Annotated in this window: 11 protein-coding genes and 1 pseudogene; 7 read left to right on the forward strand and 5 right to left on the reverse strand. The window is 74.3% G+C overall.

Going from position 1 to position 15,821, the window contains the following annotated elements; all coding sequences use genetic code 11:
• Positions 1–89 precede the first annotated feature (89 nt).
• Positions 90–596: a hypothetical protein gene (locus DEI91_RS11290; protein ID WP_111052400.1), complete on the forward strand. Its 507-nt coding sequence runs from the start codon at positions 90–92 to the stop codon at positions 594–596.
• Positions 597–662: 66 nt separating this feature from the next.
• A complete protein-coding gene (locus DEI91_RS11295; RefSeq protein WP_111052401.1) occupies positions 663–1,535 on the forward strand; it encodes a PHP domain-containing protein in 873 nt (290 codons plus the stop codon).
• A gap of 146 nt (positions 1,536–1,681) precedes the next feature.
• Here DEI91_RS11295 and DEI91_RS11300 read toward each other — a convergent pair whose 3' ends face one another.
• Positions 1,682–3,193, reverse strand: coding sequence for a DEAD/DEAH box helicase (locus tag DEI91_RS11300; protein WP_111052477.1), 1,512 nt, complete (start codon positions 3,191–3,193; stop codon positions 1,682–1,684).
• Between the two features lie 84 nt (positions 3,194–3,277).
• On the opposite strand from DEI91_RS11300, the gene DEI91_RS11305 reads away from it, so the two are divergent.
• Positions 3,278–3,991, forward strand: coding sequence for a ferritin-like domain-containing protein (locus tag DEI91_RS11305; RefSeq protein WP_258367425.1), 714 nt, complete (start codon positions 3,278–3,280; stop codon positions 3,989–3,991).
• Positions 3,992–4,168: 177 nt separating this feature from the next.
• On the opposite strand, the gene DEI91_RS11310 is transcribed toward DEI91_RS11305, so the two are convergent.
• Entirely contained in the window at positions 4,169–4,465 is a 297-nt protein-coding gene (locus tag DEI91_RS11310; protein WP_111052402.1) for a hypothetical protein, read from the reverse strand.
• 11 nt (positions 4,466–4,476) lie between these two features.
• Positions 4,477–4,701 (reverse strand): DUF3107 domain-containing protein, encoded by a 225-nt coding sequence (locus tag DEI91_RS11315; RefSeq protein ID WP_111052403.1) that lies wholly within the window; start codon positions 4,699–4,701, stop codon positions 4,477–4,479.
• Positions 4,702–4,820: 119 nt separating this feature from the next.
• Here DEI91_RS11315 and DEI91_RS11320 point away from each other — a divergent pair, with 119 nt between their 5' ends.
• Together DEI91_RS11320 and DEI91_RS11325 are read left to right on the forward strand one after the other, a co-directional pair.
• Complete coding sequence (locus DEI91_RS11320; protein ID WP_181439582.1) at positions 4,821–7,976, forward strand: UrvD/REP family ATP-dependent DNA helicase; 3,156 nt, start codon at positions 4,821–4,823, stop codon at positions 7,974–7,976.
• Positions 7,973–11,251 carry an ATP-dependent DNA helicase gene (locus DEI91_RS11325; RefSeq protein ID WP_258374400.1) on the forward strand — a complete coding sequence of 1,093 codons (3,279 nt, stop codon included), beginning with the start codon at positions 7,973–7,975 and terminating at the stop codon, positions 11,249–11,251. Before DEI91_RS11320 ends, DEI91_RS11325 begins: the two co-directional genes overlap by 4 nt.
• 58 nt (positions 11,252–11,309) lie before the next feature.
• Here DEI91_RS11325 and DEI91_RS11330 read toward each other — a convergent pair whose 3' ends face one another.
• Positions 11,310–12,308, reverse strand: a complete 999-nt coding sequence (locus tag DEI91_RS11330) for a phosphotransferase (protein WP_111052479.1) — start codon at positions 12,306–12,308, stop codon at positions 11,310–11,312.
• A gap of 81 nt (positions 12,309–12,389) precedes the next feature.
• Between DEI91_RS11330 and nudC the strand changes: the two genes are divergently transcribed.
• Both nudC and DEI91_RS11340 read left to right on the forward strand, forming a co-directional pair.
• Positions 12,390–13,325 (forward strand): NAD(+) diphosphatase, encoded by a 936-nt coding sequence (gene nudC / locus DEI91_RS11335; protein WP_111052405.1) that lies wholly within the window; start codon positions 12,390–12,392, stop codon positions 13,323–13,325.
• Positions 13,322–15,067 carry an ATP-dependent helicase gene (locus tag DEI91_RS11340; protein ID WP_111052406.1) on the forward strand — a complete coding sequence of 582 codons (1,746 nt, stop codon included), beginning with the start codon at positions 13,322–13,324 and terminating at the stop codon, positions 15,065–15,067. The genes nudC and DEI91_RS11340 overlap by 4 nt, the downstream gene beginning before the upstream one ends.
• Here DEI91_RS11340 and DEI91_RS16855 read toward each other — a convergent pair.
• Positions 15,012–15,815 (reverse strand): annotated as a pseudogene (locus DEI91_RS16855) (TOMM precursor leader peptide-binding protein); the annotation flags it as partial. The gene DEI91_RS11340 and the pseudogene DEI91_RS16855 overlap by 56 nt on opposite strands.
• Positions 15,816–15,821: the final 6 nt, after the last annotated feature.

A 15,821-nucleotide genomic window follows, 5' to 3' on the forward strand; every position in this document is an offset into this window, starting at 1 on the left:
GGTGGGCGGGCGGTGGTGCAGACTCAGACCATGCAGGAGCAGGGGTCCGTCACGGCCGCCCGGACCGCGCACCGTGTCGGCGGCCGGGCGTGAGCGACTGGCAGCAGGTCCCGCCCCTGCCGCTCCGACGACGGCCGGACCGGGACGTGCTCGGTACGGCGCTCGTCTGGATGGCGGTGCCGATGCAGGTCGTGCTGACCGGGTTCCTCACGTTCGTCGTCGTCGCGGTGTGGTCCATCGTCGGCGGGGCGTTCACCGAGGTGCTCCAGTTCATCGGCTGGGCCGTCCTCTCGACACCCCTCACGCTCCTGGTCTTCGCCCTGGGGCTGCCGCTCCGGCTCGTCCCACGCGTCCGGGCGTGGTGGATCCGTCGAGCGGCATGGACCTTCGTGCTGTTCGGGGTCGCGGTCGCCGGGCTCGTCCTGTCGTACGTCGTCGGCACGGCCGGGCCCGTCCACACCGCAGCGGTCGCCGACCAGCCCGCCACCGACGGCTACGTGCCCGATCCGCGGGTCTTCCTGCCCGCACTCGGGGTGTTCGCCTTCGCGACGATGCACCTCCTCCCACCACTCCGGATCGCGAGCCCGGCGCGGTGACGGCGCCGGGGACCGTGCCGGTGGACCGCGTCCGACCAGCTGTCGGCCTGTCGGTAGCATTGCCGCGTGCCTGATCCGTTCATCGACCTGCACGCTCACTCGAGCGTCTCCGACGGCACCGAGCGCCCGGCCGACCTCGTCCGGGCCGCGGCGGCGAGCGGCCTGGACGCCGTCGCCCTCACCGACCACGACACCACCGCGGGATGGCACGAGGCCGCCGAGGCGGTCCGGCAGCTGCCGATGACCCTGCTGCCCGGGCTCGAACTGAGCACCCGGACCGGCTGGCGGAGCGTGCACGTGCTCGGGTACCTCGTCGACCCGGCGGACCCCGCGCTCGTCACGGAGACGACCGCGATCCGCGACGGCCGCTTCACGCGGGCCCGCAGCATGGTCGACGCGATCGGCCGCGACCACCCGATCACCTGGGACGACGTCCTGGCCGAGTCGAGCGAGGGGGCGACGATCGGCCGTCCGCACATCGCCGACGCCCTGGTCCGCCTCGGCCTGGAGCCCGATCGCAGTGCGGCGTTCCGCGGCATCCTGCACCCCTCCTCCGGCTACTACCAGCCGCACGACGCCCCGACCCCGTTGCGTGGCGTCGAGCTCATCCGTGCCGCCGGCGGCGTCCCCGTGATCGCGCACCCGGCCGCGTCCTCCCGCGGGATCGTCATCGACGAGCCGATGCTCCGTGAGCTCGTCGACGCGGGTCTCGGCGGGCTCGAGGTCGACCACCGGGAGAACAGCGCGGACGGCAAGCGGACGCTCCTGGACTGGACCGAGCGCTACGGCCTGTTCGTCACGGGGTCGAGCGACTACCACGGCGAGGGCAAGCCGAACCGCCTCGGCGAGCACCGCACGGCGCGCCGCTCGTTCGACGCGATCGTCGACCAGGCGACCGGCAGCGCGCCCGTCGTCGGTCCTGGTTCCCGCCTGTCCTGACCCGCAGCCGGTCCGGCGGACCGGTCCCCGGGCCTCCCGTCCGGTGGTGCGCCGACGCATGCGGCGTGGCGACGCGGGCCTCGTTCCGGCGCCGGAGACGACGACGGCCCCGTCACACTCGTGACGGGGCCGTCGTCCTGGAGGAGCTACTCGCCGTCCGTGGCACCCTGCGGTGCCGAGGCGGTCGCCTCCGACGAGCTGCCGCCGCGACGGCGACGACGGCGACGACGCTTCTGGGCGCCGTCGGCGGACTCGTCACCGGAGGCGGGTGCCGTCGCCGACTCCGGGGCGGCGGCGTCCGCGGCGGGAGCGGAGCGCTCCGGGGCGGTGCGGTCGCCCGAGGGACGGCGGGAGCCGGAGTCCTCGGAGCCCGACGACCGGGTGCGGCTGCGCGACCGCGACCCGCCGGAGGCCGAGCCGGACCGGCCACCGGATGCCGGCTTCTCGGCACCCGCGGTCGCGGCGCGCGGCGACGAACCGGGCAGGCGCCCCTTCGTCCCGGCCGGGATGTCGAGGTCGGTGAAGAGGTGCGGCGACGACGAGTACGTCTCGACGGGCTCGGGGATGCCGAACTCGAGCGCCTTGTCGATGAGCGTCCACTTGTGCAGGTCATCCCAGTCCACGAACGTGACCGCGATGCCGGTCTTGCCGGCACGGCCGGTGCGGCCGGCGCGGTGCAGGTACGTGTCCGGGTCGTCCGGGATGGTGTGGTTGATCACGTGCGTGACGTCGTCGACGTCGATGCCGCGGGCGGCCACGTCGGTCGCGATGAGGACGTCGCGCTTGCCGGCCTTGAACGCGGCCATGGCGCGCTCGCGCTGCTCCTGGTTGAGGTCACCGTGGACGGCGGCGGCGTTGAACCCGCGGTCCTTCAGTTCCTCGACGATGCGGGCGGCCGCACGCTTGGTGCGCGTGAAGATGACGGTCTTGCCGCGGCCCTCCGCCTGGAGGATGCGGGCGATGACCTCGTCCTTGTCCAGGGAGTGCGCGCGGTAGATGACGTGCTTGATGTTCGCCTGCATCAGCCCCTCGTCGGGGTCCGTCGCGCGGATGTGCACCGGACGCGACATGAAGCGGCGCGCGAGGGCGACGATCGGCGCGGGCATCGTCGCCGAGAAGAGCATCGTGTGCCGGACGGCCGGGACCGCCTGGAAGATCCGCTCGATGTCGGACAGGAAGCCGAGGTCGAGCATGCGGTCGGCCTCGTCGAGGACGATCTCCTGCACGTGCGACAGGTCGAGGAGCCGCTGGCGGTGCAGGTCGATGAGGCGACCGGGCGTGCCGACGACGATCTGGGCGCCGGCCTTGAGCTGCTCGACCTGGCCCTCGTACGCCTTGCCGCCGTAGATCGACACGAGCTTCGTGGGTCGGTTGACCATCGCGGACTCGAGGTCCTCGCTCACCTGCACGGCGAGTTCGCGGGTGGGGACGACGACGAGCGCCTTCACCCCCGGTCCGGGGTCGGCGCCGATGCGCTGGATCAGCGGCAGGCCGAACCCGAAGGTCTTGCCGGTGCCGGTCTTGGCCTGACCGATGATGTCCTGGCCGGTCAGGGCGAGCGGGATCGTCTGCTGCTGGATCGGGAAGGGCTCGATGATGCCCTTGCTCGCGAGCGCATCGACGATGTCCTGCTCGATCTGGAGTTCTGAGAAAGTCAAGAAGTTCACCCTGTTCGTGGGGAGGAGTCACGGCCAGTCTACCGACGTGCCGGACGAGGGGGAGCCGACCCGTATGCTGGTCGCGTGGTGTCGTGGTGGAACCGGAAGCGCGCTGCGCAGCTCGCCGCGGCCTGGCTCGCGTCGCGGAACCCGCGCGGCGGTGCCGTCGAGCGTCTCCGGCTCGACGACGTCAGCCCCGAGCTCGACGTGTACCTCGGCCAGGCCGCCTACCTCCAGCTGTCGCTGTACGAGACGATGGGCCGCGCCGGAGCCGGTGCCCCGACGCTCTCCGGCCGGCTGGTCACGGGCGTGCTCGCGACCACCGCACTCGAGCGGCACCGTGCCATCGTCGCGGAGATCGAGCGGGGCGGGCAGGAGCCGGCCGACCTGATGGCGCCGCACCGCGAGGCGATCGACCGGTTCCTCGAGCGGACGAACGGTGCCGACTGGTACGAGTCGATGCTCACCGGGTACGTGACCGCCGGCATCCTCAACGACCTGTTCGCGAACCTGCTCCGGTCGCTCCCGATCGACGTCCGGCAGCGCCTGCGCACCGTGTTCGACGCTCGGGAGGAACCGGCCGTGGTCGAGGAGCTCACGGCACGCATCGACGAGGACCCGGTCGTGGCGTCCCGTCTCGCGATGTGGGGGCGGCGCCTGGTCGGGGACACCCTGCTCGTGGCGCGGTCGGCGCTCGCCTCGCACGCCCGCGAGGACCAGGAGCGGCTCGAGCCGGTCTGGACCGAGCTCATCGCGGCGCACACCCGGCGGATGGACGCGCTCGGGCTCACGGCCTGACCCGACCCGACAGGCTGACCCGAGCCGACCCGACAGGCTGACCCGAGCCGACCCGACAGGCTGACCCGACCCGACAGGCTGACCCGACCCGACCCGACCGGCCGACCCGACAGTCGGCAGGCCTGGTCAGCGGTGGGGCGGGGTCAGCAGGCGGGCGGGGTCGGCAGTCGGCCGCGCTCAGGCGCCCTGCTTGACCAGACGCTCGTAGTGCGCCTCGTCGGCAGCGGTCCGACGGCGGCCGAGGACGACCGCGACCACGAGGGCGACCGCAGCGGACCCGAGCAGCGCGACGACCCAGATCCAGGTCCCGTCGTACGGCCACCCGGCCCAGGTCAGGGCCTCCCAGAGGACCGCCGCGGCGATGCCGCCGACGGCCGGGGCGACCAGAACGCCCCGGGTCGTGCGCCGCGGCACGACCACGTGGGCGACGGCCCCGAGCAGGATCCCGCCGAGGACGGCGAAGAGGAGCTCCACGCTCGGGAGGGTCAGGCGAAGAAGCCGACGCGGCGCGACTCTTCGGCGCTCACCTCGACGTACGCGAGCGACGCGACCGGCACGATGATCCGGCGGCCCTTGTCGTCCTTAAGGGAGATGTGCGTCGCCTGGGCCGTGAGGGCCTCGGACACGATGGTCTCGATCTCGTCGGCGGTCTGCGCCGTCTCGAAACCGATCTCACGCGGGCTGTTGATGATGCCGATCTTGATGTCCACGACCTCACACTAGCCGAGCGTCCCCAGGCTGCCCGGAGCGTTCGCCGCGGGCGCACGGCCCCGTCCGCAGCCCGGCGCGGGTGGCGCGCGATGTCGGCAGCGCTGGGTACCGTACGAGCGTGCCACCGACGACCCTGACGCCCGCGCCGGACCTCGGCTCGGTGTCGCGCGCGCTCGTCGAGGACCCCGCGCAGCAGGCGGTCCTGGCACTGCCGGACGGCGTGCACGCGGCGGTGTTCGGCGCCCCGGGCACGGGCAAGACGAGCACGCTCACCCGGCTCGTGGCGGACCGGGTCGCCCGGCCGGGCGCGGTCGACGCCGGGGGCAACGCGACCGTGCTCGCGCTCACCTCGGCCCGGATGGCGGCCACCGCGCTCCGGGACCGGCTCGCGGCCGCGGTGGACCGGGTGACGCCGGGCGCGCTCGCCCGGACCGTGAACTCCCTCGCGTTCCAGGTCGTGGCGCACGCGGCGACGGTGCAGGGGCAGGACGCGCCCACCCTCCTGACCGGTGGCGAGCAGGACCGCATCCTCGCCGACCTGCTCGCCGGACACGAGCTCGACGGCTCCGGACCGGACTGGCCCGCACCGATCACCGCGGTCGTCCGCGAGCGAGCCGGCTTCCGCACGGCGCTGCGGGACCTCATGATGCGCGCGGTCGCCGCCGGCATCGAGCCCGACGACATGCGCGAACTCGGGGACGAGACCGGGCACCCCGAGTGGCGTGCCGTCGGGGACCTCGTCGACGAGTACCGCGCGACCGTGACCGCGTTCCGGACCACCGCGCTCGACGCCGCCGAACTCGTGGCGTTCGCGACCGCGGCGGTGCTCCGCGGCGACCTCCCGCCCGCGGTGGCCGCGCTCCGTCTCGTCGTCGTCGACGACGTGCAGGAACTCGTCGAGGGCGAGATCGCCCTGCTCGGCGCGCTGGCCCGCTCCGGCGTGCAGGTCGTCGCGTTCGGCGACCCGGACATCGCCGCCTCCGCCTTCCGTGGCGCGGAACCCGACGTGCTCGGCAGGCTCGGTCCGCGCCTCGGCGTCACCCACGTCCAGGAGATCGTGCTCGACACGGTGCACCGGCACGCCGGACCGGTCCGGGCGCTGGTCACCGGCATCACCGGCCGCATCGGCACCGCGGCGGCGGGCCGACAGCGTGCCGCCGTCGCCCGGGAGCACGGTGGCCGCTCCGACGCCGTCCTGCACCTGGAGGCCCCGAGCCGGTCCGCGATGGTGGCCGCGGTCGCGAGACGCCTGCGCGAGCACCGACTGCTCGACGGCGTCCCGTGGCACCGGATGGTCGTGGTGACCCGCAGCGGAGCCGCGATCCCGGAACTCGTCCGGGCGCTCTCGGTGGCCGAGGTCCCGGCGACGGCCGGTGCCGCGCCCACCCGCCCGCGGGACGAGACCGCCTCCCGGGCCCTCGTCGACGCGGCCGCCGTCGCGCTCGGCGTCGTGCCGCTCGACGCCCAGCTCGCGACGGCGTTCGCGACCGGACCGCTCGGCGGACTCGACACCCTGGCGATGCGGCGGTTGCGGCTCGCGCTCCGGCGCGAGGAGTTGGCGGGCGGCGGGACCCGCACCTCCGACGACCTCCTGGTCGAGGCGCTCGGGGCGCCCGAGCGGCTCGCGACGATCGACGCGCCCTTCGCGCGGCGTGCCGCACGCCTCGCGTCGAGCTTCGCGGCCGCGCGGCACGATGCCGAGACCGGCGCGAGCATCGAGGAGCTCCTGTGGGGGCTGTGGGAGCGCAGCGGTCTCGCGGGCACCTGGCGCGCGCAGTCGGTCGCCGGAGGCGTCGGGGCGGCCGAGGCCGACCGCCACCTCGACGCCGTGGTGGGGCTCTTCACCGCGGCGAAGCGGTTCGTCGAGCGGACGCCGGACGCCCCGGCGCGCGTCTTCGTCGACGACCTCCTCGGCGCCGACCTGCCCGAGGACTCCATCGGACCGGACCGGACCGCGGGACGGGTCCGGGTGCTGACCCCCTCGGCCACCGTCGGACTGGAGTGTGACGTCGTGGTGGTGACGGGCCTCCAGGACGGGGTCTGGCCGAACACCCGCGTGCGGGGCAGCCTGCTCGACCCCGACGGGCTGGTCCGCGCAGCCGCCGGCATCCCGCACTCGCCGACCGACGACCGGGCAGCGGTGATCGGAGACGAGCTGCGCCTGTTCGCGCGGGCCGTGTCCCGGGCGACGACGCAGGTGGTCATCGCGACCGTCGCGAACGACGACGAGTCCCCGTCGCCGTTCGTCCGGCTCGTGCCGGTCCCGCCGGACCGACAGCCGTCGGCGCATCCGCTGTCCCTGCGCGGCCTCGCCGGCTCGCTGCGTCGGCGCGTGGTCGCGACCGGCGACTCCGAGGCGGCGTCCGCACTCGCGCGCCTCGCCGCCGAGGACGTGCCGGGGGCGTCGCCGGACGACTGGTACGGCCTGGCCGAGCCGACGACCGACGCGCCGCTCGTCGACCTCGACGCGGAACCGGTCGTGCTCGAGGACGGCGACGACCCCGTCCCGCCGACGGTGTCGGTGTCGCCGTCCCGCATCGGCACGTTCGAGGAGTGCCCCGTGCACTGGTTCGCCCAGACGTTCGGCGGCGGGGCCCCGAGTCCGGCCATGGGGATCGGGACGATCGTGCACGAGGCGATGGAGCACGCGACCGAGACCGACGTCGAGTCGCTGTGGCAGCGGGTCGAGGAGCGGTGGGACGAGCTGACGTTCGAGTCGCCGTGGATCGCCGACCGTGAGCGTGCCCGGACCCGGCGGATGATCGAGGGGCTGAGCGACTACCTCCGGACCACGGCGCGTGCCGGGCGGCGCCTGCTCGGCGCCGAGTCCACCTTCGCGCTCGTGACCGGGCCGGCCCGGGTGCGGGGGAGCATCGACCGCATCGAGGTCGACCCGGACGGGCGGATCAGCATCGTCGACCTGAAGACCGGACGGTCGATGCCGAGCGAGAAGAACGACATGCCGGCGCACCCGCAGCTCGCCGCCTACCAGCTCGCGGTCGCCGACGGCGCGGTCGAGGGCGTCCCCGTGGGTGCGGAGACCACCGACGCCCGGCTCGTCTTCGTGCAGAACCCGAAGGGCGGGCACGCGTACTCCGAGCGGACCCAGCGCGCGCTCGACCCCGAGGCGCGCGAGGCGTACCGCGAGCGCTTGCACGACGTCGCCCGCGGCATGGCGGGTCGGACGTTCCTGGCGGCGGTCGACGACCACTGCGACCGCGCCCGGACGGGTACCGAGTGCCGGATCCACGTCGTGGGCGAGGTGACCTGGTGAGCGCGGAGGAGACGACGGCGGTGGACACCGCCCCGACCGACGGCGCCGCCCCCGTGGCACCTCGGGTCGGAGCCGACGCGATCGCGGACGCCCTCGGGAAGCCCCGGCCCACCGAGCAGCAGCGGGCCGTGATCGAGTCCCCGCTCGCGCCGGCCCTCGTCGTCGCGGGTGCCGGCAGCGGGAAGACCGAGACGATGGCCTCCCGTGTCGTCTGGCTGCTCGCGAACGGGTTCGTGCAGCCGGACCAGGTGCTCGGCCTGACCTTCACCCGCAAGGCCGCGGGCGAGCTCGGCGTGCGGATCAACGACCGGATCGCCGCGCTCGAGGCCGCCGGGCTCATCCCCGCCGGCGACGCCTTCCTCGCGCCCACGGTGTCGACCTACAACGCCTTCGCGAACGCCGTCTTCCGCGAGAACGCCCTGCTCGTCGGCCGGGACGGCGAGTCCCAGGTGCTCACCGAGCCGTCCGCCTGGCAGCTCGCCCGGCGGGTCGTCGTCGCCGCACGGGACGATCGTCTGGCCGGCCTCGACCGGAACGTCGACACCGTCACCGCGGCCGTGGTGGCCCTCGCCGGGGCCGCGTCCGAGCACCTCGTCGACCCCGCGGACCTCCGGCGGTTCGCGATCGACTTCGGGGAACTGCTCGAACTGCCCGGTTCGGGCCGGGGCACGCCGTACAAGGCCGTCACCGACGCGGTCGCCGCGATCGGGTCCCTCGAGCCCCTCGCCGACCTGGTCGAGGAGTTCCGCCGCCAGAAGGTGGACCGCGGCTTCGTCGAGTTCTCCGACCAGATCGCCCTGGCGCTCGCCGCCGCCGACGCCGCCCCACGGGTGGCCGCCGACCTGCGCGCCCGCTTCGCGGTGGTGCTGCTCGACGAGTACCAGGACACCTCGGTCGTGCAGACGCGCTTCCTCGCGCGGCTGTTCCGGGACCACCCGGTGATGGCGGTCGGGGACCCGCACCAGTCCATCTACGGCTTCCGCGGCGCGAGTGCCGCGAACCTCGCCCGCTTCCCGGCGGACTTCGGCGGCGCCACGGCCGAGCCCGTGGTGACCTACGCCCTGTCGACGAGCTGGCGGAACCCGGTCGACGTGCTCGCCGCGGCGAACGCGGTCGTGTCCCCGCTCTCCGCCGCGTCCGAGGTGCGGGTCGAACAGCTCGCCCCGCGACCGGGAGCGGACCGCGGCACGGTCGCGGTCGCCTTCCCGGAGACCCTGCCCGAGGAGGCCGACACCGTCGCCGCCTGGTTCCAGGACCACCGCGGGCGCAACCCGGACGGGTCGATGGCGCTCCTGCTCCGCGCCCGGAAGGACCTGGCGGCCTTCACCGCCGCGCTCGCCGCGCGCGGGGTGCCGTACCACGTGCTCGGGACGGGCGGGCTGCTGCAGCGGCCCGAGATCGTCGACCTGGTGGCCTGCCTCCGCGTGCTGCACGACCCCGCAGCGGGCAACGACCTCATCCGCCTGCTCGCCGGCGCACGGTGGCGGGTCGGGGTGGCGGACGTCGTCGCGCTGCACGGTCTCGCCCGGTGGTTGTTCAGCCGCGACCACACGCACAAGCGTCTCGACGACGACGTCACCGCGGCCTTCCGGGCGTCCGTCGCCGCGGGGGAGCAGGGCTCCGTGGTCGACGCGCTCGACTTCGTCACGACCGCGCCCGACGACCACTCCGCCCTCGCCGGCATCAGCCCGGCCGGCCGCGAGCGGATGCGCGCGCTCGGCGCCCAGCTCGCCACGCTGCGCTCCCGTGCCGGCGGGGACTTGGTCGACTTCGTCACGCTCGTGGTGCAGGAGATGCGGCTCGACATCGAGGTCGCCGCGCACGAGCAGGGCGGGTCGGCGTACCTCGACGCCTTCGTCGACGAACTGAGCGGCTTCGTGCAGACCGACGACCGAGCGGACCTCGGCGCGTTCCTCGGGTGGATCGACGCCGCCGCCCGTCGTGACGACATGGGTCCGCGGTCCGAGGAGCCCGAGGGCGGGACGGTGCAGATCCTGACCATCCACGGGTCGAAGGGCCTGGAATGGGACGCGGTCGCCGTGCCACGGATGGTCGAGGGCGCCCTGCCGGCCCGTCCCCAGGAGGGATCGACGGGGTGGCTCGGGTTCGGCCGGTTGCCGTACGAGTTCCGCGGGGACGCCGACGAACTCCCGCGTCTGGCCTGGCGCGGGCAGGAGACGCAGAAGGACGTCGTCGCCGCGATCGACGCCTTCAAGGACGAGGTCCGGGCACGGAACGAGGACGAGGAACGCCGCCTGACGTACGTCGCGCTCACCCGTGCGAAGCACGAGCTGCTCGTCACCGGGTCCTCGTGGTCGACCGGGGTGAAGCCGACGGCCCCGAGCCGGTACCTGCACGACCTCGTCGACGCCGGGGTGCTCCCCGCCGACCGGATCCCGGAGGGCACCGCGCACGAGTCGAACCCGCTCGGCGACCAGGGGGCGACACAGACCTGGCCGCACGTGCCGTTCGGCTCCCGTGGACCACGGGTGCTCGCAGCCGCGGACCGCGTGCGCAACGCGAACCCCGGCGCCGCCGGCCGGCACGCCGCCGACATCGACCTGTTGCTCGCGGAACGCCGGGCGTCCCGGTCGGCCGGGCACGCGGTGGTCGTCCCGCACCGCGTGCCGGCGTCCGGTTTCAAGGACTACCTCGGCGAGCCGGACCGCGTCGCCGAACGGCTGCGCCGTCCGATGCCCGAGCGGCCGTACCGGGCCACCCGCCTCGGCACCCTGTTCCACCAGTGGGTCGAACAGCGTGCCCGTGGCGGTGGCGCCGCGGCGCCGCTCGGCGGGTGGGACGGCGGCCTCGACGCGTGGGACGGCGAGCTCGACCTCGACCTCGACGAGACCGCTCCCGCGACCGACGGTGACCTCGCCGTCACGGACGACGACGCCCGACGGCTGGCCGACTTCCAGGAGACCTTCGCCCGCTCGCGCTGGGCGGGCCTGACGCCCCTCGAGGTCGAACGCGAGATCCACATCCCGTTCCTCGGGCACAGCGTCGTGTGCAAGCTCGACGCCGTCTACGAGATCGACGGGCGGATCGAGGTCGTCGACTGGAAGACCGGCAAGGCACCGACCGGCGCGGAGGACCTGGAACGCCGACAGGTGCAGCTCGCCCTGTACCGCGTCGCGTACGCCGAGTTCACCGGCCGCCCGGTCGAGGACGTCGACGCGGTGTTCTACTTCGTCGCGGACGACCTCGAGGTCCGACCGACGTCACTGCTCGACCGCGCCGGACTGGAACGCGCCTGGCGCGAGGCGATCGGCTGAGCCGGGTCGCGCCTCCAGGCCGGACAGTGCCTCGTGGCCGGGGCGCCGCGCGGCTGCGTCAGCCGTGCCGACGCTCGGTCGAGGAGAGGAGCTGCTCGACCTCGCCGATCTCCATCGTGTCCGGCGACACCGCCTGCAAGGGCGCGGCGGACGGCGCGTGCACGGCCTCGGCCAGGCGGTGCATCATCGCGACGGCGTCGTCGACGACCTCCGTGCTCTTCACCTGCACGCCGTGCAGCAGCCACTGCGCGGTCTCGAGTTCGTGGTGCACGCGGGCGCGTTGCCCGAGCTGGCGGTCGCGGCCCCCGCCGCCGGCGGTGTAGGCACTGAGGACGGTGTCGAAGGCCTCGCGACGGCCGGCGAGCACCCACGCCAGGTCCTTCGCCGGGTCGCCGAGACGCAGTTCGCCCCAGCCGAGCACGCCGGTGACCTCGTCCCCGCGCACGAGCAGCGAGTCGATGCCGAGCGAGCCGTGCACGACGGTCGGGGTGAACTGCCAGAGCTGCTGGTCGCGCGCGGCACCTTCCCAACGCTCCTGGAGCGCGGCCGGCACGAGCTTCGTCGCGACGGCGCGGTCCATCACGGACACCGCGGACCGGAGCACCTCGAAGGGCGTGAGGGACGGCAGACCGGCGTCCGTCACGAAGCTCGTCGGCAGGCCGTGCAGGGCGGCGACCGCCCGGCCGACGCTGGTGGCCAGCTCCGGACGGTCCGTCAGGTCGCGGAGCGCGGGGTGCTCGCCCTCGACGAACGTGGTGAGGATGGCGCGGGTCGAGCCGATCGGCGCCTGTCCGCGGTACTCCGGGACGGCGAACGGGAGGCGCGTGCGGATCCCGGCGCTGAGCGCACGGATCGCCACCAGGTCGGCGGACTGACGGGCCTCGGCGCGCTGGTTCCGGGGACGGCGGATCGCCGAGCGGTTGCCCTCCGCGTCGCGGACGACCGCGGACTCGTAGTCGCCGGCGGCCACCGAACCGAGCGTGCGCGTCCCGGTCAGGACGAGCCCGGGCACGGCCGTCGTCGCCAACGCGGCTAGAGTGAACTGCGATCCCGCCATGCCCATCAGGGTAGGTCCGCGGCGCATCCGATCGGTGCGCGCCACGCTGACCCGGGACGTGTCGACCACGAGGAGATCCGCGTGACCGTGGAGTTCGCCGCCCGGCTGCCGCTCGCCCGCAACGAGCTCGACCGTGATGCCGAGTACCGCACCACCCCGGACCTCGACCGCGTGCTGCGGGACGACCCGACGACGCGCTTCCTGCCCGTGCACGCCGGCGCGATGCTCCGGGGCGGCGACGGCACCCTCCGCTTCGTCGACGCCGGACAGGTACCCGAGGACGCGACGCTGCTCTACCTCGGACGCGCGGTCGCCGACGCCGCCGACGCTCCGGCCGGCACCCGCTTCGTCGCGGCGCTCGTCGACGACGACGCTGCCGCCGCCATCGAACCGGACACCGCGGCGTGGGAGAACCTGCGCATGTTCGGCACCGAGCTGTCCGCCCGCGACCAGGGTCTCGCGGTCGAGGCGGTCGCGATGGCGAACTGGCACGCCGTGCACGGCTTCTCGCCGCGGACCGGCTCGGCGACCGAGTCGACCGTCGGCGGCTGGGTCCGCCGCGACCCCGAGGGACACCAGCACTTCCCGCGCACCGACGCGGCGATCATCGTCGGCATCACCGACGGCGAGGACCGCATCCTGCTCGGCTCGAACGCCGCCTGGGACGCGAACCGGTACTCGCTGCTCGCCGGGTTCGTCGAGCCCGGGGAGTCGCTCGAGGACGCCGTCCGGCGTGAGGTCCTCGAGGAGGCCGGCGTCACCATCGAGGAACCGGAGTACCTCGGCTCGCAGCCGTGGCCGTTCCCGGCGTCGCTCATGGTCGGCTTCCGCGCTCGGGCCGTCGACGGCGACCCCTCCGCCGCGCGGCCGGACGGCGTCGAGATCCTCGACGTCCGCTGGTTCTCCCGCGACGAGATCCGCGAACAGGCCGGGGACACGATCCTGCTGCCCGGCCGGACTTCGATCGCCCGCGTCATCATCGAGGAGTGGTACGGCGGGCCGCTCGACCTGCCGTGACCGTCGCACCCGGCGCCGCCGACCCGGCGACCCCCACCCCGGACGCGCTGCTCGCCGCGCTCGACGCCGAGCAGCGCACGGTCGCCCGGACGTTGCTCGGCCCGGTCGCCGTGCTGGCCGGTGCGGGCACCGGCAAGACGCGCGCCATCACGCACCGCATCGCCTACGGCGTCGCGACCGGCACCTACTCGCCGAACCACGTCCTCGCGCTGACGTTCACCACCCGCGCGGCCGGTGAGCTGCGGTCGCGGTTGCGCGCGCTCGGTGCCGGAGCCGTGCAGGCCCGGACGTTCCACGCCGCGGCGATGTCCCAGCTCGGGTACTTCTGGCCGGACACGGTCGGCGGGCACGCACCCGGCCTCGTCGAGTCCAAGGGCCGGATGATCGCGCACGCCGCGGACACGATCGGGCTGCGGGTGGACACCCCGACGCTCCGGGACCTGGCGGGCGAGGTCGAGTGGCGGAAGGTGCAACGACTCACCTACGACGAGTACGAGTCCGCCGCGACGGAGCGGACGATGCCGCGCGACACCTCGCCGTCCCGCGTGGTCGACCTCATGCGCGCGTACGAGCGGCTCAAGGACGACCGTCGGCAGATGGACTTCGAGGACGTGCTGCTCGCGACCCTCGGCATGGTGGAGTCCGAGCCCCGGGTGGCGTCGTACGTGCGGCAGCAGTACCGGTTCTTCGTGGTGGACGAGTACCAGGACGTCTCGCCCGTGCAGCACGACCTGCTCCGGGCATGGCTCGGCGGCCGTGACGACCTGTGCGTGGTCGGCGACGCCAGCCAGACGATCTACTCGTTCACGGGGGCGTCCAGCCGCTACCTGCTCGGCTTCGGGTCGGAGTTCCCGCGCGCGTCCGTGCTCCGCCTCGAGCGGAACTACCGGTCGACCCGGGAGGTCGTGCACGCGGCGAACGCGCTCATGCGCGGCCAGCCGGGGGCGCTCGACCTCGTCGCGCAGGAGACTGCTCCGGGGCCGGAGCCGACGGTGCTCGCCTGCGCGCACGACGGGGACGAGGCCGCGACGATCGCCCGCCGCATCACCGAGCTCGTGGACGGCGGGGCGGCGTACGGCGAGTGCGCCGTGCTGTACCGCGTCGGCGCACAGGCGGCGGCGATCGAGTCGGCGCTCGCCCGCAACGGGATCCCGTACCGGGTGCAGGGCGGCAAGCGCTTCTTCGACCGGCCGGAGGTGAAGCTCGCGGTCCACCACATGCGCGGCGAGGCGGTGCGGCAGACCGACGACGAGCTCCTGCGCCGGGTGGAGCTCGTGCTGCAGATCAGCGGGTGGACGCGGACCGCGCCCGAAGGGACGGGTGCCGTCCGCGAGCAGTGGGAGGCCCTGCAGGCGATCATGCAGCTCGCCGAGGCCGCGCCCGCCGGGACGACCATGCAGCAGTTCACGGCCGACCTGGTGGACCGCGCCGCGACCCACCACGAGCCGGAACTCGACGCCGTCACGCTCGCGACCCTGCACTCGTCGAAGGGTCTGGAGTGGCCGCACGTGGTGCTCGCGGGCGTCGCCGAGGGGCTGCTGCCGATCTCGTACGCGACGACCGACGACGGCGTCGACGAGGAACGGCGGCTGTTCTACGTGGGCATCACCCGTGCTCGTCGTTCCCTGACGATGACGTGGTCGGCCCAGGGGTCCACGCGGGGCGGGGCACGGGTGGCGAGCCGGTTCCTGGCAGCGCTCGGCACGCACAGCGCGGATGCGGAGCGACCCGCCGCACCGTGACCGACAGGTCCGTCCGGTCGATGACGAGCTGCTGCGCGTCCGGGTACTGCGCCACGAGGGGGAGTCGCTCGAGGACCAGACGGGTCACCGTCGTGGCCACCGTCGCCGCCCGGTAGGGCGAGAGCGCCGCCGCCGGGCGGCCCCAGACCTGGGCTGCGATCGCCGGCCACGCCGGGTCCGCGTCGGTGCGGTGGAGTTCGACGCACTGGAGGCACGGCCCGGCTCCCGGCACCAGGAACGGCCCGACACGCACCCGACCGTCGCCGACGACCACGGGGAGGTGCGGGACCGACCGGCGACACCAGGCGGCCCGGACCGTCGGGTCCGTCACGTGGTCGGCGACGAGGACGGCGAGCGTCGGCGGGGGATCCGGCTCGGGGACCGGACCGCCGCGCGGAGCGGACGTCCGCACCACCTCCACCCCGTCACCGGTGAGCATCCGGTCGAGCTCCTGCGGGAGCGGTCCGGTACCGGACACCTCGACCCGTGCGGTCGGCTCGGCGCCGAGGTCGACCAGGGCCGGTGCGGCGTCGCCGAGCAGCCGGGCCGCGACCGCCGGTGGACAGCCGACACTCCGGGCGACCCCGGCCATCGCGTCCCGACCGGTCTCCCGCCGGAGCGCGCACAGGAAGCGCTCCTCGGCCGTCGTCGGGACGGCGACCACGGCGCGCGGCGGGTCGACCCCGAGCTGGACCGTGCACGGATCGCGCCAGATGAACTCGAGCGTCGGGTCGATGCGGATGCCCATGCCTCC

It is taken from the genome of Curtobacterium sp. MCBD17_032, assembly GCF_003234855.1.
Lineage (GTDB): Bacteria > Actinomycetota > Actinomycetes > Actinomycetales > Microbacteriaceae > Curtobacterium.

Bases quoted from the DNA above. Each gene is read 5' to 3' on its own strand.
- DEI91_RS11330 (WP_111052479.1), bottom strand. From the start codon at position 12,308: ATGGCGGGATCGCAGTTCACTCTAGCCGCGTTGGCGACGACGGCCGTG.